Origin of the sequence: Ferviditalea candida (genome assembly GCF_035282765.1) — a bacterium.
Classification (GTDB): Bacteria; Bacillota; Bacilli; order Paenibacillales; family KCTC-25726; genus Ferviditalea; species Ferviditalea candida.
Map to the genome: position 1 here is coordinate 1 of NZ_JAYJLD010000042.1, position 25,536 is coordinate 25,536.

The window sequence follows — 25,536 nt, forward strand, 5'->3', positions numbered from 1 at the left end:
GGGGATGAAAGCTTTGTCACTTCCATTTTACCAAACGTGAAAGGTGTTTTCTGCGTCAAGATGGACAATTTTTCTGGTGCTAGCCCACTAACGGTACGGGTTTAAGCCGAATTTTAAGCTGCGAAAGTTGAGTTATTAACTCGTCGAATTCAATTAAGCGCTTAATTTATCGACTCAGAAGTTTCCGCCCCCGCGGCGGAATGTTAGTTGAGTTTACATGAAGTTAGCTAGTCGGTAAGGATGTGTCGACTGAATTCACTTCCCCAAAACCCATTCTGGCTTGCTGCTCTGCGGACATTCACGGACGTTATCCCCAGCTTTAAAAACAGTGCTTAAGTGCTCGAAAACCTCGAAGCGACGGAAGTCCCGGCTTTTACCGAACAAGGCATGTTTGCGAATTTTTTACGAACAAGAGGTCGCGAGCGAATCTGCGGAGCGTATTGATGCTCGAAAGATTGGCTCGGGAATAATTCATGCTCGGGTCGATCTTTTTAGTCAGGACGAAAAACACTCCTTAAAGAAACATCGGCTATGCCAATGTCCGCTTTAAAAAGTGCAATTTCAAAACAGTCTTAATCCGGCGGCTCCGGATTAAGACGTCCTTATTTATATGCGGTATATGTGGGCTTTCCGCGCAAGGCAACGTTATTGCAGAAACAATTACGGGTTACGCGTTGCGAGTCCGCGGAGCGATTTGTTCAAGCGTCTGGTTCACTTTGTCGAACAGATTAGACACCTGCTGGTCGGTCGCGTTGGAGAGTTGAAGCCGGACAACTCTTCCTTGATCGCAGCAAACGCCTTGTCTACGTAGTGTTTTTCGAGTCGCTGCTAGTGCTGCCGGAATCATCGCTACTGATCTTGCTGACTTTCGAGTTTTTTAATCACATCTTCTTGAGAATGATCGATATTACATTCGCCCATTCAAAATCAGCTCTTGTCTTCAATACTTTTAAAGGATCAATAAAAATATACCATATTATTTGACAGAGGCGCATGGTAGAGTTCCTCCCCGGAAAAGGGGAATCTCTTTCATTAATCCTACAAATATCGTGCCGTGACCATTTTTTTGCGGGTATAAAACTCGACTCCGTCCTTGCCGTTGGCATGCAGGTCGCCGTAGAACGAATTCTTGTAGCCGGAGAACGGGAAGAACGCCATCGGCGCCGGAACTCCAAGATTGATGCCCAGCATCCCCGCATCGATTTCCTCCCGGAACTGGCGAACCGCTTTTGCACTATCCGTATACAGACAGGCCCCGTTGGCAAATTCCGATTGATTGGTAATGGCAATCGCTTCCGTTAAATCCTTGGCTCGGATAACCGACAGAACCGGCGCAAAGATCTCGTCCGTCCAAATTTTCATGCCCGGCTGTACGTTGTCAAAGATCGACGGGCCTACAAAATATCCTTGTCCGCAAGTCGCAGCATCCTTCCGGCCGTCCCGCACCAAAAGGGCTCCTTCCTTTTCGCCGATTTCAATGTATTTAATGGTGCGTTCCTTATGACTCTCGCGAATGACCGGTCCGAGGAACACCCCTTTATCCAGCCCGTTGCCGATTTCAATTTGCTCTGCGGCATTCTTCAAGCCTTCCACCAGTCGATCCCCGATGTCTCCGACAGCGACCACCACCGCGCAAGCCATGCAGCGTTCGCCGGCGGAACCAAAAGCCGCGCTGATGATCTGAGTGACTGCATGGTCCAGAACGGCATCCGGCATGACAATCGAATGGTTCTTGGCACCGGCCAGCGCCTGCACCCGCTTGCCGTGCGAGGTTCCCGTCTTGTAGACGTATTCTGCGACCGGCTGGGAACCCACAAAGGACACCGCCTTAATATCGGGATGCGACAGGATTCCGTTCACCACATCGCGGGCACCGTGCACGATGTTCAATACGCCGTCCGGCAAGCCGGCCTCACTGAACAATTCAGCCAGGCGATTCGCCAACATCGGAGTCCTTTCCGACGGCTTCAGCACAAATGTATTGCCGCAGGCAATGGCCAACGGAAACATCCAGGCGGGCACCATCATCGGGAAATTGAACGGCGTAATCCCTCCGACCACTCCAATCGGATATCGGTACATCCCGGATTCGATATCGCTCGCAATGTCCGGCAGTTGGCTTCCCATCATCAGCGTCGGAGCGCCGGCCGCAAATTCCACGCATTCAATCCCGCGCTGAACTTCCCCGTAAGCCTCGCCGTAGCTCTTGCCGTTCTCCAGCGTAATCATGCGGGCCAATTCATCCCAATGCTCGACCAGCAGCTGCTGATATTTGAACAAGATGCGGGCGCGGCGGGGAACCGGCGTCTTGCTCCAGGTCGCATAGGCTTGCTTGGCCGTTTCTACAGCTTTATCCAAATCCTCCTGGTTGGAAAGAGGCACGTAAGCCAACGCTTCTCCCGTTGCCGGATTGGGAACGACTTCGGTTTGGCTTGAAGCCGATGCCACCCATTGCCCTCCGATGTAATTTTTTAATGTTTGCACGACAGTATTTGTTGTCATTTGTGCTCCTCCTTCTCTCACTTGTATGATTAGTTTTGGGCTGATTGCGTCATCTCAAAATCATAGTCATAGCAAACACGGTACAACTCCATGATTTCACCATGGGTCGGAACTCTCGGATTATTCCCCGGACTGCCGCTGGCCAAAGCATCCGCAGCCATCTTCGGAAGCAGCGGTTCCAGCTTCTCTTTGTCGATCCCCCAGGTTTTCATATTCGGAATTTTCAAATCGCGGCATAAAGCTTTGATTTCCAGAACCAATTCGTCGACCGCCTCCTCATCGGAAACCGTTTTCATTTCGGGTTTCACTAGTCTGGCGACGATTGCCAGCCGTTCCAAGGCGCTTTCTTTCGTAAATTCCAGCACAGCCGGAAGCAGCATGGCATTGGACACTCCATGCGGAACGTGGAACATGGCGCCGATCGGACGGGACATCCCGTGAACCAAGGTTACGGACGAATTGGAGAAAGCCGCACCGGCCAGCATGGAAGCCAACGCCATTTCCGATCTTGCCTCCATATGGTCTTTTTGCTGATAAGCCAAGCGAAGATTATTCATGATCAGCTCGATCGCCTGCAAAGCCCAAGTATCGGTAACCGGCTGCGCCCGGCGGGAAATAAACGCCTCCACGGCATGGCACAAAGCGTCTACGCCCGTCGCCGCCGTAACCGAAGGGGGACATGAAAGAGTGAGCACCGGATCGACAATCGCCGCCGCCGGAAGGAATGCGGGATGGGAGATCATCAGCTTGACATCGTTCTCCGTGTCGATGATGACGGTCACTTTCGTCACTTCCGAGCCTGTACCTGCCGTCGTGGGAACAGCAATCAGCGGAAGCGGTTTCTCCTTATACGGCTCCTGAATGCCGACGTAATCCCGGATATGACCGCCGTTCGTCATCAGCACTGCAACCGCTTTCGCAGTATCCAAGCAGCTGCCGCCGCCGACCGCAACGATTACGTCGCATGCTTCCCGTCGGCAGATCTCAAGTGCTTCCCGCACATGGATATCCGTCGGCTCGGAATCGATTCCCGTATACTTTGCATAAGGAATCCCCTGTTCGCCTAAATACTTTTCACAGAGCTGCACGTTTCCGATCCGATCCATGATGGGATCGCTGATGATCATCGCCTTTTTGCCAAAACTGCCGGTCAGCTTTCCTACTTCATCAAAACTTCCTGGACCATACATGATTCGATTCGGCATGAACAATTGGTGGAATGACATCCTTTTAAGCCTCCTACTGTAAATAAATTTATTGTACACCAATCTGCATAATCCATAAATATCTATTTATCATTTTATTCGTTTGATTTGGATATGTCGAAAGATTGTCTTTTTCTACCCATCCTTCCGTTGAAAAAAGTTGACCGTTTGCAAAATGGGACTGCCCGAAGTCATCCGACTATGGGGGCAGCCCCTTCTTCTGATCCGGAGATGCGTCCTGATTTTTGAACTCTCATTTCGAGCAAAGCGCAAAGAATTGCGAGAGATCCTCAAGCTTGTCAAATTCCCAGACCAGCTCCACCAGCTGCTTTTGTTTGTCAGCCGGCAGGACGTCGGCCGTCACATCATAAAACTTTTCCTCCAGCTGCGCATTGGTCATCGGAACGTCCATGCTGCCGATGGCATGCTCGATAAATTCCTCGATCACCCGTCCGTCATTCAGGGTCGCCCGGATCAACGCCTGATCCTCTTGCATCTCCCGGTTGACGGACAGCCTGATCTTGTCGCGCAGGGCAACCACCCGCTCATCCTTGACCCGTTCATCGGAAAACTGCTTGACGCCCGCTTTTCCGTCAATCAACCCGACAGCCGTGCAGTGATAGACGCTGAACTTCCCTTCCAGTCCGGTCTGCGGGTTGGTTTTGCCGGTCAGCTCCTCGACCAGCGGATGAACCTCCAATTCAATGGATGCCACCTGTTCCGGCAGGATCGAATGCTTATTCCGGATCCGGACCGCTCCGTCGATGGCCGGATGCGTTACGATGCCGCTGGCAAACGGCTTGTAGCTGTTCTTGAGAATTTCCCAAGTTTCTCCCCAACGGTCGGTGACGCGCTCGAACTTGGGTTCCTCCGACAGGACATGGCCGTAACCGCGCTTCGCTTCCAACGATTGCGTGGAGCTGGTGAAGCCGGATTCGGCCAGCAGGGCCGCCATCAGTCCATTCATGGCCGCCTTGCCCGGATGGAAGGGCTTCGTCATCGTGCCGAACATTTCGCGCAAGCCGGTAGGTTCCGTTGCAGCCAGGCCGATCGCATAAGAAAACCGCAGGTGATCAAGCCCCTGCAGCTTGGCGATTGCCGCCGCAGCCCCGACGGTTCCCACCGTTCCGGTGATATGCCATCCCCTCCAGTAATGGGAAGGATACAATGAGAGCGCCAACCGCTCCTCCACCTCGCAGCCGAGCACAAATGCCTGAAGCACATCTTTTCCGGTCAGCCCTTTAAGCTCCGCGTAAGACAAAATCGCCGGATACACGGGAGCGGAAGGATGCAGCACCGTCTCCAGCAAAGTGTCGTCAAAATCAAAAATATGAGATGACATTCCGTTTAAGAGAGCCGCGAACAAAATGTCCGTTTTCACCCCTCTGCCAAGCACGGTGGCCTGCGCCTTGCCTCCGACGGTATCGGCCAAGCCCATCACCATGTCCATCGACGGATGCCAAGCGGCGCCAATCGCCACTCCCAACCAGTTCAAAAGACTCCGCTTCGCCTCAATCAACGTTTGCTCCGGCAAATCCTCGTATTTGGAATCTATCAAACGCTGAACCAATGTTGCAGTTACCATATTCATAGTCTCCTTATCCCATGTTTCTTTCCATCACATTATCTTTATGCTTCGTCGGCCGAAACCTTGTATTTCGCAATTTCCTGTTCATACAAATAACTCCGTATTCATACATGGCCGGAGCAAAAGGAATTTCATCGCGCTCATGTTCTCGCTGCCGCCGCCTTTGGGCAGCACGGTAATCTTGATCTGATCACCGGGAACGATTTCCGTATGTACAACAGCCGGTGTATTGTCGTTCGTATTGACCCGCAGCAGCGGGTCGCCGACGACGGACTTTCGCAGATAGCCCTCTTGGTAACCTTTTCTCACCCCGGCCTGCACCGCATCCAGATAGGCGCCTCCGACAATATGCACGTCCTGCCCTACCTCGACATACACCACGGCCAGCCCGGTGTCATGGCAGTAAGGCATATTCTCCGCAGCGGCCAGCACGGCATTTTCCAGCAGCTGATTGAGTATCGATTTGCCGAGCGGCGAAGCCTCCGTTTGTTCCGCTTTTTTGAAGCCGGCCAAAACGTCCGGAGGCAAGTAATAGCAAGCTTCCCAGCAAAGCCTGGCAACCGTGTCGCGAATTTCGTCGATATGTATGGTTCGCAAATTCCCACTCCTTATGTCTTATTCGATATCAGCTTGATCTTAATCTCCTGTCAGAAGGAGTGAAATTCCCGGGAAGATCATGACCAATATAAAGGCGATCAGCATCAGTCCGAAAAACGGAACCACCCCTTTGACCACTTCCCCGACCTTTACCTTTGAGATGCCGCTGACCACAAACAGATTCAGTCCAACCGGCGGGGTAATCATCGCAAACTCCATATTTATCGTCATTATAATGGCAAAATGGATAACGTTGATGTCAAACAGGGCCAGCGCCGGAAGCAAAATCGGCAGGGTGATCAAAATGATCGCGATGGATTCCAGGAACATGCCCAGCACAAAAAACAGCAGATTGATCCCGATCAAGAAAATCCATTTATTGGTTGTGCTATGCTCGATCCACGCGGTGAAATCCTGCGGAATCTGCTCGGTGGTCAAGAACATGCCGAATACGGTAGCCGATGCGATAATCAGGTAAATCATGGACGTAATGTTGATGGACTCTTTGAGCACCTCAACGAACTTCTTTACATTCATTTCCCGGTAAATAAACACGGAAACGACAAATCCGTAAGCGCTTGCGACGATAGCGGCTTCCGTCGGAGTAACGGCCCCGGTGTAAATGCCGCCCAGAATGATGATCGGCAGCAAAAATCCCCAGATTGCTTTGCCTGATTTCTTGATTCTTTCCTGCATCGTCTGCTTGGGCAGCGATCCGTAATTGTTGATTCGGGCGTGAATGATGGCGGACACCAGCAAAATTCCCCCGAGCAGCAGTCCGGGGATAATTCCCGCCGAGAACAGTTTGCCGATTGATTGCTCGGAGACTGCGCCGTAAATAATCAGAGGAATCGACGGCGGAATCAAAATCCCCAAGGTTCCCGCAGCCGCCACAAGCCCCATGGCATAGCGCTTGCTGTAGCCGGCATTCACCATTCCCGGAATCATGATGCTGCCGATTGCAGCGGCGGTGGCCGGGCTGGATCCGGAGATGGCGGCAAACACCATGCAGGCCAAAATCGTTACGACCGCCAGCCCCCCGCGGATATGTCCTATCCATGCTTTCAACGCCTCGATCAGATAATAGGAAATTCCGCCTTTGGACATGATGATTCCCGCAAACACAAAACCCGGAATCGCCATCAGCGTGGCGTTATTCAAGGAACTGAACATCTTCTGGATCACGGGATATAGAGTAAAGTCGATCATGTTCAAGGCCAACAGGCTGGACAACCCCAAGCTGATTGCAATCGGCACCCGGATCAGGCTAAGCAAGGCAAATGAACCGAATAAAACCAACGTTGCATTCATCATACGCCCAAACCTCCTTTGCCCTGAGTTTCCTTCAAATATTGTTCATGATCGATATGTCCCATAATTTCCTCCCGGTCCCCCTTGATGGCCTTGAACGCTTTGACAAAAAAATAGAGCGCCATCAAAGCCATTCCTACAGGCATAATGACATATGTAATCCAGATCGGAATGCCCACATCAATCGTAACGATCTTCTGTTCATATGCAAGCGCTATCATTTTGATCCCGGTTATGGTCATAAAAATACTGTATCCGGCACCAATCAGATTTGAGAGAGTGCTGACGAACCGCTTGACCGGATAGGAAAGCTTGTCATAAAGCAGATCGACCACAATGTGATGATTTGAACGCAAGGCGATCGCGAAACCGATAAAGACGGACCATACCATCAGAAATTCGAAAATTTCCAAAGACCACGCGGGCGGCATGTTAAAAATGTACCGCATGATAACCGCATATAAGCTTACCAGCACCCCGCTGACAAAAAGCAGGCCGGATAAAAATTCTTCCGCTTTCCCAAGCCGTCTCAACCACATTGCAATCTCCCTTTCCTCAATAAACTGTCGACAGTAGATACTGGTTAATTTCTAGTATAATAGATGAATGTTCTAAGTTAAATAAAAATTTTATTTTTTTAAGAATTTTATATTCACATATCTGCGGCCCATTTGTTATACTATTATATATACATAGATTCAAAATTTTTCAAGATTTGCTTCGATATGAATTGAAATAGTTTCCACTTCATCGTTTGAATGGAAGAAATCATAGCAAAAATAGCTGTCTATGTACCGGATGCTTTCCCCGGCGGCTTAGTCCACTTCAATAAGTAAGCGTTTGCAAAGAGGGTTCCATTTTTTTCTTGCACCTTCTGTCGACAGTCTACTTATTTAAAGCCCCAAGCTTCAAAGCCAGCGCAAGGCCGGTCATTCACAGGATTATTTGTTATCTTTCTTCTTTCAAAAATAAAATGAACTGAAAAAGGGGCCTGAAAAATGTTGAAAATGAAAAAGATTTCCACCCTGCTGCTTACGTCGGTTCTTACGCTCAGCCTCGCGGCATGCGGCAGCGGCGGCGGAAGCAAAGACGCCGCGCAGCCAAGCGCCGCTCCTGCAAACAGCGCTGCGCCAACCAGCGCGCCTGCCAGCAGCAACCCTCAGGATGACATTCAGCCGATCACCATCAAAATCTCCCACGTTGTCGCCGAAAATACACCAAAGCAAAAAGGCGCAGTGGCCATGAAGGACGAGATTGAAAAGCTGTCCAACGGAAAAATCAAGGTACAGGTATTCCCGAACAGCCAACTGTTCGGAGACAAGGACGAATACCAGAACCTGGTCGCCAACAACGTTCAGTTCATCATCCCGGATATGGCGAAACTGGTGGGCAACGACCCCGGCTTCAACATTCCGTCCATGCCGTTCCTGTTCAACAGCGACAAAGCCGCTGAAGGATTCTGGGACGGCCCCAAGGGACAGGAAATTTTCAAAAAGCTCGAAAAAGACGGAGTTCTCGGAATGGGCTTCTGGCCGAACGGTCCGAAGCAAATCACCAACAACAAACGTCCGATCAAAGCTCCGGAAGATCTGAAAGGCTTGAAATTCCGCACTCAGGGCGGACAGGTATTGGAGAAAGTTTATGCGACGCTCGGCGCCGGTTCCGTATCGATTCCGTTCAACGAACTGTATACCGCTCTCCAGCAGGGCACTGTTGACGGAGAAGAAAACACGTTCAGCAACATCGAATCCAAGAAGTTTGACGAAGTTCAGAAATATACGACCGTTATGGGACACACTCGCGTCGATTACGTACTGCTGACCAACACCAAGTTCTGGAACAGCCTGAACGATGCAACCAAAAAGATCGTTGAGGCAGGTATCAAAAAAGGCACGGAAGTGGCTCGCACGGAAGCGAACGCTCTCAACGAAAAGGCTTATCAAACGCTGAAGGACCGCAAAAAGACCGAAATCTATGTACTGTCCAAAGACGAGATTGCCAAATTCCGCGATGCTCTGAAGCCTGTGTATGACGAATATACCCCGATCATCGGCGAGGACGTTATCAAAGACGCCATGAGCCGCGAATAATCTCAGCAGAAGGCTGGCCGTTATGGGTCAGCCTTCTTTTGCAATAAAAAACCTCCCACCCGCTTGTTCAGCGGATTAGGAGGTTTTTTGCACATATTGGAAAAGTCCGTTACAGCGCCTTCAAACGACTGCAGATCGCGTCGGAAACCTCACGGGTCGATGCGCTTCCCCCGATATCCGGCGTTTTGACTCCGTCAGCCGTGACTTCTTCGATCGCATCGAGCAGTTTCTGGGCGATTTCATCCTCGCCGAAGTGGCTGAGCATCATTTGTGCAGTCCAGATCTGACCGAGCGGATTGGCGATGCCTTTGCCGAAAATGTCAGGCGCCGAACCGTGCACAGGCTCGAACATGGAAGGATATTTTCCATTCAGATTGATATTGGCCGCCGGAGCGATTCCGATGCTGCCCATGACCGCTCCGCCCAAATCGGTCAGAATGTCTCCGAACAGATTGGAGGCCACGATGACGTCGAAAATATGCGGCCGGGTCACAAAGAAAGCCGCCAGCGCGTCAATATGGTACGAAGCGGTTTCAACATCGGGATAATCCCCTTTTACCTGCTTGAATACTTCATCCCAGAACGGCATGGAGTGAAAAATCCCGTTGGACTTGGTGGCGCTTGTGACATGCCCCCTGCGCTTGCGGGCCAGCTCAAATGCGTAGCGCATGGCCCTTTCCGTTCCTTTTCGGGAGAAGATCGCATTCTGGATGGCAAGCTCGTCCTCTCCCCGGTGAATGCGTCCGCCAATTTCACTGTACTCGCCTTCGCTGTTTTCCCTGACCACAATCATGTCGAAATCCTTCGGATTCGCCAAGGGCGATTGCAGGCCTCTCATCAATTTCGCCGGGCGGATGTTGATGACCTGTTCGAATTCACGGCGAATTTTTATCAGCAGCCCCCACAGGGAAACATGGTCGGGAACAACTGCCGGATTGCCGACCGCGCCGAGAAAAATGGCCTCAAACCCCTGCAGGATTTGCAACCCGTCATCCGGCATCATTTTTCCGTTTTTCAAATAGTAGTCACAATTCCAGGGAAACTCGGCAAACTCAAATTTCAGCCCTCCATGCACCTCTGCAATGGTTCGCAGCACATCCAGCGCTGCCGGGACAACCTCCTGGCCGATTCCGTCACCCGGAATTACGGCAATTTCAAATTTTTTCACACCAAATTCCTCCTTATGTATGAACCAGTGTACATCACACGTTGAAACCAGAGTGACCGCTCAATCTAGCTTGCCATCGAGCATTTTGATCAAATTGTGCATATCATGAGTGACATGATCGGACATTCGAGCCCCCGCCTTTTCCTCGTCCCGTTCTTTAATGGCCTCAAAAATTCCCTTATGCTCGTTGAATATCGTCCAATCCCGGTTTTTTCCCTGAAAATTGAGCACCCTGTAATAATAGCTCAGGGATCGCAAATCATAGAGCTGCTTTTGCAGGCGCTTGTTTTGGCTAAACTGAATAATCAAATCGTGAAATCTGGAATTCAGCGCAATAATGGTTTCACTTCTTTGCGGATTTTTCTCTTCGATATATTTTCGAGTTTGCACCAGAGTCGTTTCAATTTCTTTCAATTCCCGGTTGGAAGCCAGCCGGGCAGCCAGTTTCGCCGCCAGAGACTCCAGTATGATCCGGCATTGATAGATATCTTCCATATCGCCCAGTGTCGGCTTGTATACCGTAACCCTGGATTTATCGTCAATAAACAACAGCCCTTCCTTTTCCAAGGCGCGAACCGCTTCCCGAACCGGGCTGCGGCTGACCTTGAAATCTCTGGCCATCTTTGCTTCGTAAATGCGCTCTCCCGGTTTGAACACACCCTGCATGATCATCTGTTTAATCGAATAATAGATTTGATCATAATAGGGAACCGATTTTTCCACAGAAAATTGATCCATGCCACCTCACCTGCCTTTGTCGTCTGTCGACACTTAGCATGTGAAAATTATATAATACTTTTTATAGTCAATCAATAAATAAAATCACTATAAATATCCCAGCCAGGACCACCAGGTAAAGGCCATCCCAAAGGTCAGCACGATCGTAATCAGCGTCAGCCAAATGCCGGGTTTGATAAAGTCGCGCTGCGTGACCCAGCCCGTCCCATGCACCATGACGCCGGGAATCGTCTCCACGACCAACAGGAAGCCGAACAGGCAGGTCATTCCGGTAATGAACGCCAACAGCACGGCCGGCGCATGCTCGGAATGCGAGGAAAGCGCCATGACCACCGGAACTGTGGCGATCACTGCGGTTGAAACATTGGAGGTTACCTTATGGATCAGCTGGGTCAGCACCGCTACGGTCAATACGGCAAGCGCCGGATTGGAGAATAGATAAATCGTGAAATCGCTCTCCAGCCATTGCGACAGGTAACGGATCGCCCCGGTTTCATACAGCGCCCGTCCCAAGGATAAGGTCACGCCCAGCAGCGTCAATGTGCCGAAATTAATTTGCAGCATTTTATCCCAGGCTGACACCTTGATGCCCGGCCATGCCAGCAGCACCGCTCCGATCAAGGCGGGGATCACCGGCGGCCAGCCGTGCACGCTCTCCAATGTCCACAGAATAAAGACAAGGAGCAAAATCGCGAACAAGCGCTTTTCCTGTGAAGTGATCGGTCCCAATTCGGCAATCATTTCTTTCATTTTGTCTTTCAAGCCCGCTGGAACTTCTTCCCGAACCGGGAACACTTTATATAAGACAAACCAGGAAATCGGGATCATCAACAGCCACATCGGAAGGGCCATCAGCAGCCAGTCAAAATAGGTTACATTCTGTTTGGTGTAATAATTGATCAGATCCACGGTGATCACATTGCCGATTGCCGCGGGCAAAATGGCGACTCCGCTGACGTTGCTGCCGATGGCAACGCCCATCATCAGCTTTTTGGCACGCATGTCTCCTTTTTGCAGTCCGAGAATCGACATGACGGAAAATACGATCGGCAGCAGCATCGCCGTTCTCACCGCCGCCGCAGGAATAAAGATCGCCATGATTTGCGGAATCAGGATGATCCCCGCAAGAATGCCTCCCTTACTGTCCCCCAGCCAATACATCAGTTGGTAAGCCAGCCGTTTGCCCAATGACGTCTGTTCCACCGCGCTGGCCAGCATCATCCCGGCCACAATCAGGAAAATCGCCGGCGACGCAAAACCGGACAAGGCAAACTCGGTTGTCACCGCGCCCGATACCGGAAGCGCGAACAGCACCAATACGGCCGTCATGGAAAAAGGGATCGGCTCCAGCACCCATAGGGCGATCGCAGCCAGCGTAATCGACAGAGTTACCCTTGGGGCATAATCAACGCTTCCCTGCAAACCGAAAAATACCGATGAAAAAACAAATGCCGATACCGCAAAAAACAATAGCTTCTTATTCAAAAAATGAAAAAACGGCAAACGTTCTTTTTGGACTTTTGATGAAGCGTTCGACAACATTTCGTTCCCCTCGGATCTGTTGAATTCTTGATTTGGGCGAAAGCAAATCAATGTGCCGAATCTGAATCCGACTGAATTCGATAATTTTGGACTCCGCTCTCATAGAGATCGTTTCCGTGAATATCATTAATGACAACGGCCGGAAAATCCTCAATGGCCAGCTTGCGGATCGCTTCCGGGCCAAGATCTTCGTACGCGACCAATTCGACGCTCTTGACGGTTCGCGACAGCAGCGCCCCCGATCCGCCGATTGCAGCGAAATAGACGGCCTTGTGCCGGACGATCGCTTCCCGGACATCGGCATTGCGGTAGCCTTTGCCGATCATCCCTTTCAAGCCGAGCTCCATCAGCTTCGGCGCGTATTTGTCCATGCGGCCGCTGGTTGTCGGCCCGGCGGAGCCGATCACCATACCCTGCTTGGCCGGAGTCGGGCCGACATAATATATCACTTGATTGCGGATGTCGAAAGGAAGCTCCCGCCCCTGCTCCAGCTGCTCGGTCATCCGCTTATGGGCCGCGTCTCTCGCCGTGTACACCGTTCCGCTGATCAGCACGCGGTCGCCGCTCTTCAAAGAAGCGATCGTTTCTTCCGATAAGGGTGCCGTGATTCGGATCGCCATAGTCTTATTTCCCCCTTTTCCAGTTTACAGTAACTTCATCCTACAGAACAGCTTCCTTGTGCCGGCTCGCATGGCAGTTGATATTCACGGCCACCGGCAAGGAGGCGATATGGCAGGCGGCCGTTTCGACTTTGATGTCCAGTGCCGTCGTTCGCCCGCCCATTCCTTGGGGGCCGATTCCCAGCCTGTTGATCTCCTCGATCATCTCTTCCTCCAGCTTGGCGATCTCAGGTTGGGGATGACGTTCGCCGAGCGGACGGAACAAGGATTTCTTGGCAAGATACGCGCACCGTTCAAAGCTGCCGCCGATCCCCACGCCGACGACCATCGGCGGGCAGGCATTCGGTCCCGCAGCCTTGACCGTTTCCAGGATAAACCGCTTCACACCGTCCAGTCCGTCGGACGGCTTGAGCATTTGGAGACGGCTCATATTTTCGCTGCCGGCGCCCTTTGCGGTCATGTGGATTTTCAACCCGTCGCCGGCGACAAGCTCAAGGTGAATCACCGCCGGCGTATTGTCTCCCGTATTTTTGCGGGTCAGCGGATGACCTACGATGGAATTCCGCAAATAGCCTTCTCCGTAGCCCCTGCGGACGCCCTCGTTGACCGCGTCGTTCAAGCTTCCTCCAACGATTCGGCAATCTTGCCCCAGCTCGATGATGAACACCGCCATTCCGGTATCCTGGCACATCGGGACCTGCTCATTCCTGGCGATTTCCGCATTCAGAATCAGATCGTTAAGCACATCCCTGCCGGTATCCGATTCCTCTTTGCGCAGCGCCAACCGGAAGGCTTCCAACACATCCTCGCCCAGATTGGTGTTGGCCTCCTTGCACAATTCGGCAACCTTGAGGACGATATCTCCGTACTGCACTTCTTTCATGCGCGTTTCCTCCTTTCAAAAGCGAAACTGATTTCATCACGAGCCATTATTCCTCAATTTCCCATGAACCATTTTCGCAGCGCGTACACATTCGCTTCCCTGTTCAATTCGGCCAAAGCCGCCGCCAGCGGAATTTCCTTGGGACAGCTCTTTACGCAGTTCTGCGAATTGCCGCAATTCACGATGCCTTCGGGACCGATAACCGCGTTCATGCGCTCTTTTTTATGCTTGCCGCCCGTGGGGTGCATGTTGAAATACTTGGCCTGCATCATCGTCTGAGGCCCCATATAGAAGGAGCGCTCATTCACGTTCGGACAGGCTTCCAGGCAGCAGCCGCATGTCATGCAGGTGGAGTATTTGTAGGCTTCCTGCTGCTCCTCCTGGGAAATCAGCGGACCGGAGCCGAGCGCATAAGTGCCGTCGATCGGAATCCAGCCGTTGATTTTTTTGAGCCCGTCGAACAGCCGCTGCCGATTGACGTGCAGATCCCGCTGCACCGGAAATTTGCTCATCGGCTCCAGCACGATCGGCTGGACCAGCCGCTCGACCAGCGCCGAACAGGCCTGGCGGACCTTGCCGTTGATGATCATGCTGCAGGCCCCGCACACTTCCTCCAGGCAGTTCGATTCCCAAACCACTGCGCGGACCTTTTGCCCCTTGCTGTTGACGGGGTTTCGCTGGATTTCCATCAGCGCGGCGATGACGTTCATGTTCCGGCGGTAAGGCACCGCAAATTCTTCCCAGTAAACGCCTTCATCCGGACCGTCCTGGCGCTTCACGCGAATCATGATTTTTTTCTCGGCGTCATGACTTTCCCTCATCGTTCCCCTCTCCCTAGCGTTCAAAATTTAAGACTCCCGCTTTTCATCCTGGGGAGCTTGCTTGACGACATCATAGCGTCTCGGCCTCGGTTTGAGGTAGCGGGTATCCACTTTCTCATAGCTGAATTCCGGGCCTTCCGGCGTATACCTGGCCAGCGTGGTCTTCAGCCAGTTTTCATCGTCGCGTTCCGGAAACTCCGGCTTGTAATGGGCCCCGCGGCTCTCATTGCGCAGCAGCGCTCCGAGCGTGATCACGCGCGAAAGCTCCAGCATATTTTTCAGTTGGCGGACAAACGGAACCGTCCGGTTGTCATATCGGGCCGTGTCGTCGACTCCGATATTCTTCCAGCGCTCCAACAGCTCCTGCAGTTTCTCATCGGTCTTTTGCAGCCGGTCGTTATACCGCACAACCGTCACGTTGTCGACCATCCAGTCGCTCATTTCCACATGCAGCTGATACGGATTCTCATGGCCGTCCATCTTGTAAATCCGTTCGATCGCCTGAACCTGCTTGGCGCGCTCCCGCTCAAACAGATGCTCCGGAAGATCTTCGGCCAGCTTGCTCAAACCCTCCGTGTACTCCACGGCTTTCGTTCCGGCCACCATCCCTCCGTAAATGGCGGAAACGAGCGAATTCGCGCCGAGGCGGTTAGCCCCGTGGTATTGATAGTCCGTCTCTCCGCAGGCAAATAAACCGGGGATATTGGTCATCTGGTTGTAATCGACCCATAATCCGCCCATCGAATAATGCACGGCGGGGAAAATTTTCATCGGCAGCTTGCGCGGATCGTCTCCGACGAACTTTTCATAGATGTCGAGAATGCCTCCGACTTTTTGCTCCAACAGGTTCGGCGGCAGATGGGAGAGATCCAGATAAACCACATTTTCGCCGTCGATGCCGAGCTTCATGTCCACGCACACGTGGAAGATCTCGCGGGTGGCAATATCCCGGGGCACCAGGTTGCCGTACGCCGGATATTTTTCCTCAAGGAAGTACCACGGCTTGCCGTCCTTATACACCCATACCCGCCCGCCTTCGCCGCGCGCCGATTCCGACATGAGACGCAGCTTGTCGTCTCCGGGTATTGCGGTCGGATGAATCTGGATAAATTCGCCGTTGGCGTAATAAACCCCCTGCTGGTAAGCGATGCTGTGCGCGCTTCCGGTATTGATGATCGAATTGGTGCTCTTTCTGTAAATGTAGCCGAGCCCGCCCGTCGCCAGGATAACCGCATCAGCCCGGAAACTGCGGATTTCCATCGTATGCAAATCCTGGGCAACGATCCCCCGGCACACGTTGTCATCGTCAAGCACCGCGGAGAGAAATTCCCAGTACTCGTATTTTTCCACCATGCCGATGGCCTCATAGCGGCGGACCTGTTCGTCCAAGGCATACAAAATCTGTTGGCCTGTCGTCGCTCCCGCAAACGCCGTCCGGGAGTATTTGGCTCCGCCCAGCCTGCGGAAATCAATATGGCCTTCCGGCGTCCGGTTGAATTGGACACCCATCCGCGCCAGCAAATAGATGATGTCCGGAGCGGCTTCGCACATGTCCTTCACCGGGGGCTGATTCGCCAGAAAATCTCCTCCGAGGATCGTATCGTCAAAATGCTCCCAAGCCGAATCTCCTTCTCCTTTGGTATTGACGGCTCCGTTAATGCCCCCTTGCGCACAAACCGAGTGGGATCTGCGGACGGGAACCAAAGAGAACAGCTTTACTTTTCTTCCGGCCTCCGCCAGCTTGATCGTGGCCATCAGGCCCGCCAAGCCGCCGCCGACCACAATAAAGCTTCCTTTCATCGATCCTTCACCCCCAATAGTTGATTCGATATTTTACGCGATCCAGAATGATACAACGCTGCCGATGCCGATTGCGCTGAGGATCAGGAAAAGTATGAACATCAGCCATGCCGCAATTTTTTGCGAATGTTTGCCGATCGTCACTCCCCAGGTAATCAGTCCCGCCCCCAAGCCGTTCGTAAAATGGAACGAAGTGGAAACGACCCCGATCACATAAAATAATGCAATCCATGCAGTGCTGAGATGATCCTGAACGATCTGATAGCTTATTTCCGTGCCTGAGAGCCAGTTGGCGACGCGCAGCATCCAGACGTGATAGCCTACGAATAAGAGGGTGACGATGCCGGTCAAACGCTGTAAAGCGAACATCCAATTGCGCGCGTACTGATACTTGTTGACGTTGTTTTTGGAAATATAAGCGAGATAAATCCCGTATCCCGCGTGATAGACCAGCGGCAGGAAGATCAGCAGAATCTCGAGCACGGGCAGCAGCGGGATCGCATGCAGCACCGCCACCTGATGATTAAACGCGGCACTGCCGAAAGCAGCCGTTACATTGGAAAATAAATGCTCCAGCAAAAACAAGCCCAGGGGAACGATCCCCATCAGCGAATGCAGTCTCCCGAGCAAAAATTTGCGGCTTGAGTTTCCGGCGACCGTTTGGGCTGCGGCGTTCATTTTACTCCACCCGCTTCCCTGCCGGGAAAAACTCTCTCAAGTCCCGGAATTGTTCAAGCTTCATGACGGTATCGATGAAATAGTCCCTGTCGGAGGCAGACAAATCCGCAGTAATCGCCTTGAATTTTTGCACCAAGTCCTCGCTTTGGACCGGATTCTCCGGATCGCCTTTGGGGAATTCGGTAACTCGGGTCAACCGTTCTCCCGAGGTCAGCTCAACGACCACTCTGGCGCCCCATTTTTCCGGATACATTCCGTTGATTTCCGGATCGACGGATACATTGATTTTGCCGATCAGATTGCGGATATCAGGGTGGTGCAGCGTTTCATCCGTGAAGTCGAGCAAGCCGGCGCTTCTCCTGACAATCGCCAGCGCCGCGCAGAACTGGACGCTGAACTTGGCCTCGTACAGGGTTTTGGGAATCGGATTGTCGGTAATGTCAATGACGGTTCCATAGGTTTGAATGTCGATCCGCTTGATCCGGCTGTAATCTCCCCCGAGCTCCCGACCGATTTCCAGAACCAAGTCGACAACCGGATGGGTATGTCGGCAGGAAGCGTGGACTTTGAATGAATTTTCCGTAATCTTGAAAATCTCGCCGAGCCTGTCGGTAATTTTGGCCGCTCCGTCGGTTTCGCTGGACATGGCCTTGAAAAATCCGCGATTTCCCTCCAATATCCGGGTGGCGGAGGTGAAATTCTTTCCTCCTAGCAGGGCGGAGATCACCCCGTTCATTGCGGCCTTGCCGGTATGCAGCTGCTTGCTCATCGCGCCGTCCTCGATGAACTCCCACAAGCCGGCGGCCTGCGTGCCGGCGCTGCCGAGCGCCATGACGGTCTGCTCCGCATCCAGATCCAGCAGCTTTGCCGCAGCGGCCGCTGCGCCGAATGTCCCGCATGTAGCCGTGTTGTGCCAATAATAATAATGCGAAGGAGACACTGCCTCGCCGATCCGGTAGCTTACATCGTAGCCGATCGCGATCGCGGCGATCAGGTCCTTGCCGCTTTTGCCCTTCCATTGCGCCACCGCCAAAGCGGCCGGAATCACCACGGTCGCGGCGTGGATGATCGAGGCCTTGTGAATGTCGTCGAGCTCCAGGACATGGCTTGCGGCGCCGTTGTACAAAGCCGCATTCGCCACCGACGATTTTTCGCCGCTGATCAGGGTCGCCTGCGGATGGCCGCCGCTTTCCAGAACCATTTCCCGGATAATCCGGATCGGGGCCTTGCTTTCCCCGCCGATCGCCGAGCCAAGCCAATCGAGGAAACATAATTTGGTAAACTCGACCACGTCCTTGGGCAGATTTTCATAATTCGTTGAAACAATGAAATTCGCCAATTGTCTGCTTAACGTCATTTAAGCATCCCTCGCTTTTCTTATTAAATTCATTGATTCCGTCAGCCCTTCAAGGTCATCTATGAGTCTGTCCGACGAAAGCAAACTCGTGAATATTTATTCAATTTAAACGCAGAGTCCTTTGCAGCACATCAATCATGTCATCGTAGTGATCGATGACATGAGCTCCCGCTTCGCGCAGTTTCCGCATTTTCACGGAAGGACGCCCGAACTCTCCGGAGATCATAGCTCCCGCATGCCCAAACACCGTCCCTTCAGGCATCTGCTCGGTAAAGCGACCGGCAATATAAGAAATCAGCGGCTTCGTAAATTTCCCCTGCTTGACAAACTCGGCGGCGCCCTCTTCAAAGGCCGTTCCCGGCTCGGAGAACGTCACGACGGCTGAAGTCTCCGGATCGCTCTCGAACAGCTCTAGCAGTTGCGCGATATTCGAGCCGATCAGCGCGTCCCCGCCGATTCCGATGCTGGTCGACACGCCGAAGCCGGCTCTTTTGATCATCCAGGAGGTTTCGGCGGTCATGCCGCCGCTGCGCGAGATGACTCCAATCGAGCCCGGCACGAAGCATCGCTCCGGATTGTCGCCGCCGATCGAGCCCAATTTGATGCGGTGCTTCGGGCTGATCAAACCGACCGTATTCGGGCCGATGATGCGCACCCCTGCCTGTCTCGCTGCGGCCAGCATTTTGACCGTGTCCATCTGCGGGATGTTCTCCGAGGTCACGACAATCAGCCGAATGCCGTGCGCAATCGCCTCCAGCACAGCGTCAAGCACGAATAAAGGGGGAACGACAACCAGACTTGTATTGACACCGTGCTGTAGCACCGCTTCTTTTACCGTGTCGTATACGGGGATGCCGTGAACGCTCTGCCCTTTTTTTCCGGGAGTAACCCCGGCCGAGAGCGACGTTCCGTAATCGAGCGAATGCTTGACGACCATCTGGGCTTCTCTGCCGGTAATTCCCTGTACGACAATTCGCGTATCCGGACCCACTAAGATTGACATGCGTAAACCTCCTTCATCCGTTCCACCATCAGCCTAGCCGCCGTTTCAATCGTCACGTCGTCCCCGAAGTAGGTAATGTTCGCCGCTTCAAAGATGCGCTTGCCTTCTTCATCGTTGACACCGGCTTCGCGGACGACCACGGGAAACTTCTGCGGATCGATGCCGATTTCCTGAATCGCCTTGACGATGCCCCTGGCCATGACGTCGATTTGCGTATTGTTCGTGATGTTATGAGCGACAAACAGTCCTTTTACACCCGGCTTGGATAAAATCCCCTTGGTCAAGCCGTACACCTTCTCTTCGGGGGGATTTCCGCCCGTTTCCGTATAGTTGGCCGGGGAGCCGCCGTGTTTGAGCAAAGCGTCAAAGCACAGCAGACTGCCCCCGCCGCCGCCGCACATGAAGCCGATATCGCCGCCGTCCATTTCCGTATAGCGGGCGGTTCCGCGATAATCCGCGTCGTTGACGGCAACCATTTGCTTTTCAAGCTCGGTCAAAGGCCTCCAGGAGCGCTCGCCGCCCACTTCCACCATGCCTTTAAGCTCGGGATGGCGGGAGGCCGCCGCATCATCCACTCCCATCACCGATGCCGCGGCCACCACTTCGCCGGTACGGGTCAGCACCAGCGGATTGATCTCCAGAATATCGCAGTCATAGTTGACACAAACGTCATAGAGTTTGAACAAAATGTCCGATGCCTGCACCAGCGCTTTTCCCGTCAAGCCGAGATCGCTCCAGATTTCTTTCGCTTGGTAGGGCTGCAGCCCCGTGAACGGATCGACATGAACCATCCTGATGCGGTCGGGCTGCCGTTTCACCAGCTCCTCCACTTCCACGCCGCCTTCCGTAGCGGCAATAATGACCGGCAGCTGCTTGTTTCGATCCAGAGTGATGGATACGTACCATTCTTCCGCGATATCAAGACATTCCTCCACCAGCACCTGATCAACCGGAAAATACCTGACGGTCATGCCAAGCAGCTGATTCGTCAGCGCCTCCGCTTCCTCCGCCGTCGAAGCAAACTGGATCGCGCCGTGCTTGCCCCGCTTGCCGACGGGCACCAATGCTTTGAGGACGACCCGCTTGCCGAATTGCTTCGTGATTTCCGCCGCTTCCTGCCCTGTGGAAGCGACCCAGTTCAACGGAACGGGTACATTATGCTGCTTGATGATTCGCTTGCTGTGATGCTCCAAAAGCTTGCCCATCGTCATTCCTCCATGAATAGGATATTGGATCCAATCTACATTATAAATTCCCTGTCTTGCTTGCATATTCGAGAATCCTTCGCGCCCGCTCCACGACCGGGTAATCGATCATTTTGCCGTCTACCTGAATCGCCGCCATTCCTGAACGGGTCGCTTCCTCAAAGGCCTGAACGATCTTTTGAGCCGCCTCGATCTCTTTAGGCGAAGGTGAAAACACGCTGTGGACGATATCGATCTGATCGGGGTGAATCACAAGCTTGCCCTGAAAGCCCATCTGCTTCGCCTGCTTGGTCGAGGCTTCCAGGCCCGCCGGTTGTTTGACGTTAGTGTAAACCGTATCGATCGGCGGCTCGATTCCCGCCGCCCGTGAAGCAATGACCAACTGGGACCGGGCTGTGAAGGTTTCCATCGATTCCTCCGTGAACTCCGCCTGAATGTCCAGGGTGAAGTCGACGGCTCCGAAAGCCAGACGTTTGACTCTATGGCAGGAGCCAGCCACTTCCAGCGCATTTGCAATCCCCAACGCCGTTTCCATCAGCGGAACGATTTCCAAGCATCCCGGCTTCAGCCCATGTTTGCGTTCCAGCTGGGTCAACAAATACTCGGCAATGACGATCTGGTCACGCCGCTCGGTTTTGGGAAGCACGATGCCCTGCAGCGATTTGCTAATGACAGCGCTCACATCTTCAAAAAAATAAACGGTCGACATTGCGTTGACCCGCACAAAGCTCGTTTTGTCTGTATGCTTCGCCAACGCTTCGCTGACCATCTTCCTGGCCGTCTCCTTCTCCTCGAGCGGAACGCTGTCCTCCAAATCATAAATAATCGCATCGCTCATCAGCGAAGGGACTTTCTCCAGCCGTCTCGGCTGATTCCCCGGGACAAACATCAAAGAACGGAATAGCGCCATTTCAAATCGATCCTTTCAGCCGGATTTTTTTCATCAGCTCGCGGCCGGTGCGCAGGATATGCTCGGACAGCAATTGTCCAGCCTTCGCGCTGTCCTTCACTTTGACCGCCTCGACGATTTCGCGGTGCTCCCTGTTCGAAATCTCAAGCTGGCCCTCCAGAAAATGGGGCGTTTGCTGCGGCAGGCCGTTCCACAAGGTTTCTATAAAATTGAGGAGCCTTTTCCAGGCGCAATATTTGACCAAAAGCTTGTGAAATTCGATATTGGCCTCTACAAACCTCTCGACGTCGTCGATCCCCTCCATCCGCTGCAGCAGTTCTTCCAGCTTGGCAATATCGTCAAGGGTCATTCGAGGTACACTGAGCTCGACGGCCATTTTCTCCAATTGCGAGCGCAGGTAATAAATTTCATCCAGATCCTCCACATCAACCTTCTTCACGATGGCGCCGCGGTGCGGCTCCAAGATGACAAGCCCCTCGCTTTCCAGCTTGTGCAAAGCTTCGCGAACCGGCATCCGGCTGACCTTCAGCGCCTGAGCCAATTCCTCCTGAACCAGTCTTTCCCCAGGCTGAAACTCGCCACGCAGAATGGCATTGCGAATCACTCGGGTAACTTTCAGGTGAAGCGTGTCTTTATCCTCGAGCACAAGATTCAATTTATTTCCGACATCCACCATGTTTTTTCACCCCTTTTTTGCCTGTACATGGCTTTGAATCCTACATGAACGTTATTTTTGGATATTGGATCCAATATTGCCGCGGAAAAATTACTTTTTAAATTTTTTATATATTAGTTTTATCACATTCGATCTCGGTTTTCCATCCTTTTTCTGAATCCGTTACCACTCAATAGCTCAGATTCATATTTTGGAATTTCTTGGTGAAATCCACGCCCGCGCACGGCGGGCGACTGTAATCAAACCATCCAACTGAATTGTGGTTTTCGTTTCAATCCACGCCCGCGCACGGCGGGCGACAAAACAACCCATTCGGTACTTTGGCGGGTTAACCGTTTCAATCCACGCCCGCGCACGGCGGGCGACTTGCAAGTTTGTTAAGGAGGTAGTGTTTATTATGGTTTCAATCCACGCCCGCGCACGGCAGGCGACTGGGAAGCAGTGGGTAGTAACAGAGTATGGAATGTTTCAATCCACGCCCGCGCACGGCGGGCGACTATTTCGCCTTGGGAGATGCGATTGTCGGTTCTTGTTTCAATCCACGCCCGCGCACGGCGGGCGACTGGACAGACCCTAACATTAAGCCTGACCATTATGTTTCAATCCACGCCCGCGCACGGCGGGCGACAACTATATGACAAAGGCAAACACCCAGCACAAACAGTTTCAATCCACGCCCGCGCACGGCGGGCGACCGGATAGCTCTAACCGAGGATCACCGGAACCTGTGTTTCAATCCACGCCCGCGCACGGCGGGCGACCAAAAAAACAAATTAAACAAATTAGCGAAAGGGTGTTTCAATCCACGCCCGCGCACGGCGGGCGACTTCTGGACAGCTTAGGGAAATCGGCCATTGAAAACGTTTCAATCCACGCCCGCGCACGGCGGGCGACCGTAATCCGGTTTGATGTTAATTTATAAGTTAAATGTTTCAATCCACGCCCGCGCACGGCGGGCGACTGAAATGCTGACGCTCTCGATTTGCGAACTCATGGTTTCAATCCACGCCCGCGCACGGCGGGCGACTGCGGTCAAAATGCGGTCACAAATAAATGCCCTGGTTTCAATCCACGCCCGCGCACGGCGGGCGACTGTCGTGATCGATGTCCCGTTGTCATCGGCATATTGTTTCAATCCACGCCCGCGCACGGCGGGCGACGGACAAACATCCGGGAGAGCCGATATGAAATGCTTGTTTCAATCCACGCCCGCGCACGGCGGGCGACTGAACATCCTATTTCACCGCCGTGTTGACAAATGGTTTCAATCCACGCCCGCGCACGGCGGGCGACGGATCAGGGATATTATATTTTTCGGGAGGAACGGGTTTCAATCCACGCCCGCGCACGGCGGGCGACCAGGTGAACTTTTTCGCGTTCCTTCTATTAGTATCGTTTCAATCCACGCCCGCGCACGGCGGGCGACAACACCAATTCTAATTCCATGGTATGGATCTGGTTTGTTTCAATCCACGCCCGCGCACGGCGGGCGACATCATGGAGGTACTGGTTCCAGTGTCCTTAGCAAGTTGTTTCAATCCACGCCCGCGCACGGCGGGCGACACGGCGCGGTTTGCTTTGATGAAGCCTTAATCCAGTTTCAATCCACGCCCGCGCACGGCGGGCGACGGTTATTGCTGGATCGAGAAACCCAAGCAGAACGAGTTTCAATCCACGCCCGCGCACGGCGGGCGACTGGTACGCTCAACGGCGAAGATGTCTATTTTCACGGTTTCAATCCACGCCCGCGCACGGCGGGCGACCATTTCCAACTGCACGTTGTTCGACAGGTCGGGTGGTTTCAATCCACGCCCGCGCACGGCGGGCGACCGATCGGCCAAGACTTCACGCGGCGCCCCATCTGTGTTTCAATCCACGCCCGCGCACGGCGGGCGACTGCAGGTTCGGAACGTTTTGCACGACAAAGGGAAAGTTTCAATCCACGCCCGCGCACGGCGGGCGACTTTGTTCTTTGCAGATAGAGCATTGTTTCATATGGGTTTCAATCCACGCCCGCGCACGGCGGGCGACTTTTGACAATGTAACAATGGAAATTCGATTGATTGTTTCAATCCACGCCCGCGCACGGCGGGCGACTCGATCACGGGCATCACGGCGGCCAAGCATGGGGGTTTCAATCCACGCCCGCGCACGGCGGGCGACTAAAAGCGAAAATCGCTCAAAATCAGTGGGATGGTTTCAATCCACGCCCGCGCACGGCGGGCGACCGGAACATCACATTTGAACTTGACGGAGTAACTGGTTTCAATCCACGCCCGCGCACGGCGGGCGACCGTATTAACGAGCACAACGAAGGCGGTGAGCTAGTTTGTTTCAATCCACGCCCGCGCACGGCGGGCGACCAGTTGCTATTGGACATAGCGGCAAGGCAATCAGTTTCAATCCACGCCCGCGCACGGCGGGCGACTCTGGGCGGATTGATCCACGATCCGAAATTTACGGTTTCAATCCACGCCCGCGCACGGCGGGCGACTCCTCCGGTCGCCTGCTGCGCAATATCCTCGTTGTTTCAATCCACGCCCGCGCACGGCGGGCGACCCACTGCTCGCAATTGAATTGATCAAAAAATACTGTTTCAATCCACGCCCGCGCACGGCGGGCGACCCCGTCTTTCTCTTCGACCTTGGTCAATACGCCAGTTTCAATCCACGCCCGCGCACGGCGGGCGACAGAGCGTCCAAAACATCACCATCCGCAAATGGGAGTTTCAATCCTGTGAATAAGCACTTTGTTTCCGCAGGAAACAGGTGTTTTTTTGCACATTGGAACGAATTCCCGGTATTTTAATGCCGCTGTAATTTGCTACACTTTTTTCAAATTA

At 53.1% G+C, this 25,536-nt stretch carries 20 protein-coding genes and 1 CRISPR repeat array; of the genes, 1 reads left to right on the forward strand and 19 read right to left on the reverse strand.

Annotated elements, in window-relative coordinates; genetic code table 11:
* Nucleotides 1-1,038 precede the first annotated feature (1,038 nt).
* From VF724_RS18545 to VF724_RS18570, 6 genes are all read right to left on the reverse strand, one after another.
* On the reverse strand, nucleotides 1,039-2,502 hold the full coding sequence (locus VF724_RS18545) for a CoA-acylating methylmalonate-semialdehyde dehydrogenase (RefSeq protein ID WP_371755736.1): 1,464 nt from the start codon (nucleotides 2,500-2,502) through the stop codon (nucleotides 1,039-1,041).
* Between the two features lie 29 nt (nucleotides 2,503-2,531).
* Nucleotides 2,532-3,728: an iron-containing alcohol dehydrogenase gene (locus VF724_RS18550; protein WP_371755737.1), complete on the reverse strand. Its 1,197-nt coding sequence runs from the start codon at nucleotides 3,726-3,728 to the stop codon at nucleotides 2,532-2,534.
* A gap of 232 nt (nucleotides 3,729-3,960) precedes the next feature.
* Nucleotides 3,961-5,292: an MmgE/PrpD family protein gene (locus VF724_RS18555; protein WP_371755738.1), complete on the reverse strand. Its 1,332-nt coding sequence runs from the start codon at nucleotides 5,290-5,292 to the stop codon at nucleotides 3,961-3,963.
* An 87-nt stretch (nucleotides 5,293-5,379) separates the two neighbouring features.
* Entirely contained in the window at nucleotides 5,380-5,892 is a 513-nt protein-coding gene (locus VF724_RS18560) for a fumarate hydratase (RefSeq protein WP_371755739.1), read from the reverse strand.
* A 39-nt stretch (nucleotides 5,893-5,931) separates the two neighbouring features.
* A complete protein-coding gene (locus VF724_RS18565) occupies nucleotides 5,932-7,203 on the reverse strand; it encodes a TRAP transporter large permease (protein WP_371755755.1) in 1,272 nt (423 codons plus the stop codon).
* Nucleotides 7,203-7,742, reverse strand: coding sequence for a TRAP transporter small permease (locus VF724_RS18570; protein ID WP_371755740.1), 540 nt, complete (start codon nucleotides 7,740-7,742; stop codon nucleotides 7,203-7,205). Before VF724_RS18570 ends, VF724_RS18565 begins: the two co-directional genes overlap by 1 nt.
* A gap of 459 nt (nucleotides 7,743-8,201) precedes the next feature.
* On the opposite strand from VF724_RS18570, the gene VF724_RS18575 reads away from it, so the two are divergent.
* On the forward strand, nucleotides 8,202-9,293 hold the full coding sequence (locus VF724_RS18575) for a DctP family TRAP transporter solute-binding subunit (RefSeq protein WP_371755741.1): 1,092 nt from the start codon (nucleotides 8,202-8,204) through the stop codon (nucleotides 9,291-9,293).
* Nucleotides 9,294-9,402: 109 nt separating this feature from the next.
* Here VF724_RS18575 and VF724_RS18580 read toward each other — a convergent pair whose 3' ends face one another.
* The 13 genes from VF724_RS18580 to VF724_RS18640 form a co-directional block, all read right to left on the reverse strand.
* Nucleotides 9,403-10,461: a tartrate dehydrogenase gene (locus VF724_RS18580; RefSeq protein ID WP_371755742.1), complete on the reverse strand. Its 1,059-nt coding sequence runs from the start codon at nucleotides 10,459-10,461 to the stop codon at nucleotides 9,403-9,405.
* A gap of 60 nt (nucleotides 10,462-10,521) precedes the next feature.
* Entirely contained in the window at nucleotides 10,522-11,199 is a 678-nt protein-coding gene (locus VF724_RS18585; RefSeq protein WP_371755743.1) for a GntR family transcriptional regulator, read from the reverse strand.
* An 87-nt stretch (nucleotides 11,200-11,286) separates the two neighbouring features.
* Nucleotides 11,287-12,738: an SLC13 family permease gene (locus VF724_RS18590; protein ID WP_371755744.1), complete on the reverse strand. Its 1,452-nt coding sequence runs from the start codon at nucleotides 12,736-12,738 to the stop codon at nucleotides 11,287-11,289.
* A 50-nt stretch (nucleotides 12,739-12,788) separates the two neighbouring features.
* Nucleotides 12,789-13,361 carry a Fe-S-containing hydro-lyase gene (locus VF724_RS18595; RefSeq protein ID WP_371755745.1) on the reverse strand — a complete coding sequence of 191 codons (573 nt, stop codon included), beginning with the start codon at nucleotides 13,359-13,361 and terminating at the stop codon, nucleotides 12,789-12,791.
* 40 nt (nucleotides 13,362-13,401) lie between these two features.
* Complete coding sequence (locus VF724_RS18600) at nucleotides 13,402-14,244, reverse strand: fumarate hydratase (RefSeq protein ID WP_371755746.1); 843 nt, start codon at nucleotides 14,242-14,244, stop codon at nucleotides 13,402-13,404.
* A 53-nt stretch (nucleotides 14,245-14,297) separates the two neighbouring features.
* Nucleotides 14,298-15,065: a succinate dehydrogenase iron-sulfur subunit gene (sdhB, locus tag VF724_RS18605; protein ID WP_371755747.1), complete on the reverse strand. Its 768-nt coding sequence runs from the start codon at nucleotides 15,063-15,065 to the stop codon at nucleotides 14,298-14,300.
* A gap of 27 nt (nucleotides 15,066-15,092) precedes the next feature.
* Complete coding sequence (gene sdhA, locus VF724_RS18610; RefSeq protein WP_371755748.1) at nucleotides 15,093-16,865, reverse strand: succinate dehydrogenase flavoprotein subunit; 1,773 nt, start codon at nucleotides 16,863-16,865, stop codon at nucleotides 15,093-15,095.
* Between the two features lie 33 nt (nucleotides 16,866-16,898).
* Nucleotides 16,899-17,543: a succinate dehydrogenase/fumarate reductase transmembrane subunit gene (locus tag VF724_RS18615; protein ID WP_371755749.1), complete on the reverse strand. Its 645-nt coding sequence runs from the start codon at nucleotides 17,541-17,543 to the stop codon at nucleotides 16,899-16,901.
* A gap of 1 nt (nucleotide 17,544) precedes the next feature.
* A complete protein-coding gene (locus tag VF724_RS18620; RefSeq protein WP_371755750.1) occupies nucleotides 17,545-18,900 on the reverse strand; it encodes an MmgE/PrpD family protein in 1,356 nt (451 codons plus the stop codon).
* 100 nt (nucleotides 18,901-19,000) lie between these two features.
* Entirely contained in the window at nucleotides 19,001-19,903 is a 903-nt protein-coding gene (locus tag VF724_RS18625) for a succinate--CoA ligase subunit alpha (protein ID WP_371755751.1), read from the reverse strand.
* Complete coding sequence (locus tag VF724_RS18630) at nucleotides 19,891-21,108, reverse strand: succinate--CoA ligase subunit beta (protein WP_371755752.1); 1,218 nt, start codon at nucleotides 21,106-21,108, stop codon at nucleotides 19,891-19,893. The genes VF724_RS18625 and VF724_RS18630 overlap by 13 nt, the downstream gene beginning before the upstream one ends.
* Before the next feature lie 40 nt (nucleotides 21,109-21,148).
* The gene (locus tag VF724_RS18635) at nucleotides 21,149-22,018 is read right to left on the reverse strand and encodes an HpcH/HpaI aldolase/citrate lyase family protein (RefSeq protein ID WP_371755753.1); all 870 of its coding nucleotides are present in this window, start codon (nucleotides 22,016-22,018) and stop codon (nucleotides 21,149-21,151) included.
* 1 nt (nucleotide 22,019) lies between these two features.
* Nucleotides 22,020-22,694 carry a GntR family transcriptional regulator gene (locus tag VF724_RS18640; RefSeq protein WP_371755754.1) on the reverse strand — a complete coding sequence of 225 codons (675 nt, stop codon included), beginning with the start codon at nucleotides 22,692-22,694 and terminating at the stop codon, nucleotides 22,020-22,022.
* 202 nt (nucleotides 22,695-22,896) lie between these two features.
* Nucleotides 22,897-25,385: direct repeats of the CRISPR family, unit length 32 nt; unit sequence GTTTCAATCCACGCCCGCGCACGGCGGGCGAC.
* Nucleotides 25,386-25,536: the final 151 nt, after the last annotated feature.

Bases quoted from the DNA above. Each gene is read 5' to 3' on its own strand.
- VF724_RS18570 (WP_371755740.1), bottom strand. From the start codon at position 7,742: ATGTGGTTGAGACGGCTTGGGAAAGCGGAAGAATTTTTATCCGGCCTG.
- VF724_RS18600 (WP_371755746.1), bottom strand. From the start codon at position 14,244: ATGAAAGAAGTGCAGTACGGAGATATCGTCCTCAAGGTTGCCGAATTG.
- VF724_RS18550 (WP_371755737.1), bottom strand. From the start codon at position 3,728: ATGTCATTCCACCAATTGTTCATGCCGAATCGAATCATGTATGGTCCA.
- VF724_RS18595 (WP_371755745.1), bottom strand. From the start codon at position 13,361: ATGGCGATCCGAATCACGGCACCCTTATCGGAAGAAACGATCGCTTCT.
- VF724_RS18615 (WP_371755749.1), bottom strand. From the start codon at position 17,543: ATGAACGCCGCAGCCCAAACGGTCGCCGGAAACTCAAGCCGCAAATTT.
- VF724_RS18625 (WP_371755751.1), bottom strand. From the start codon at position 19,903: ATGTCAATCTTAGTGGGTCCGGATACGCGAATTGTCGTACAGGGAATT.
- VF724_RS18565 (WP_371755755.1), bottom strand. From the start codon at position 7,203: ATGAATGCAACGTTGGTTTTATTCGGTTCATTTGCCTTGCTTAGCCTG.
- VF724_RS18620 (WP_371755750.1), bottom strand. From the start codon at position 18,900: ATGACGTTAAGCAGACAATTGGCGAATTTCATTGTTTCAACGAATTAT.
- VF724_RS18575 (WP_371755741.1), top strand. From the start codon at position 8,202: ATGTTGAAAATGAAAAAGATTTCCACCCTGCTGCTTACGTCGGTTCTT.
- VF724_RS18545 (WP_371755736.1), bottom strand. From the start codon at position 2,502: ATGACAACAAATACTGTCGTGCAAACATTAAAAAATTACATCGGAGGG.
- sdhB (WP_371755747.1), bottom strand. From the start codon at position 15,065: ATGAGGGAAAGTCATGACGCCGAGAAAAAAATCATGATTCGCGTGAAG.
- VF724_RS18630 (WP_371755752.1), bottom strand. From the start codon at position 21,108: ATGGGCAAGCTTTTGGAGCATCACAGCAAGCGAATCATCAAGCAGCAT.
- VF724_RS18585 (WP_371755743.1), bottom strand. From the start codon at position 11,199: ATGGATCAATTTTCTGTGGAAAAATCGGTTCCCTATTATGATCAAATC.
- VF724_RS18635 (WP_371755753.1), bottom strand. From the start codon at position 22,018: ATGGCGCTATTCCGTTCTTTGATGTTTGTCCCGGGGAATCAGCCGAGA.
- sdhA (WP_371755748.1), bottom strand. From the start codon at position 16,865: ATGAAAGGAAGCTTTATTGTGGTCGGCGGCGGCTTGGCGGGCCTGATG.
- VF724_RS18640 (WP_371755754.1), bottom strand. From the start codon at position 22,694: ATGGTGGATGTCGGAAATAAATTGAATCTTGTGCTCGAGGATAAAGAC.
- VF724_RS18555 (WP_371755738.1), bottom strand. From the start codon at position 5,292: ATGGTAACTGCAACATTGGTTCAGCGTTTGATAGATTCCAAATACGAG.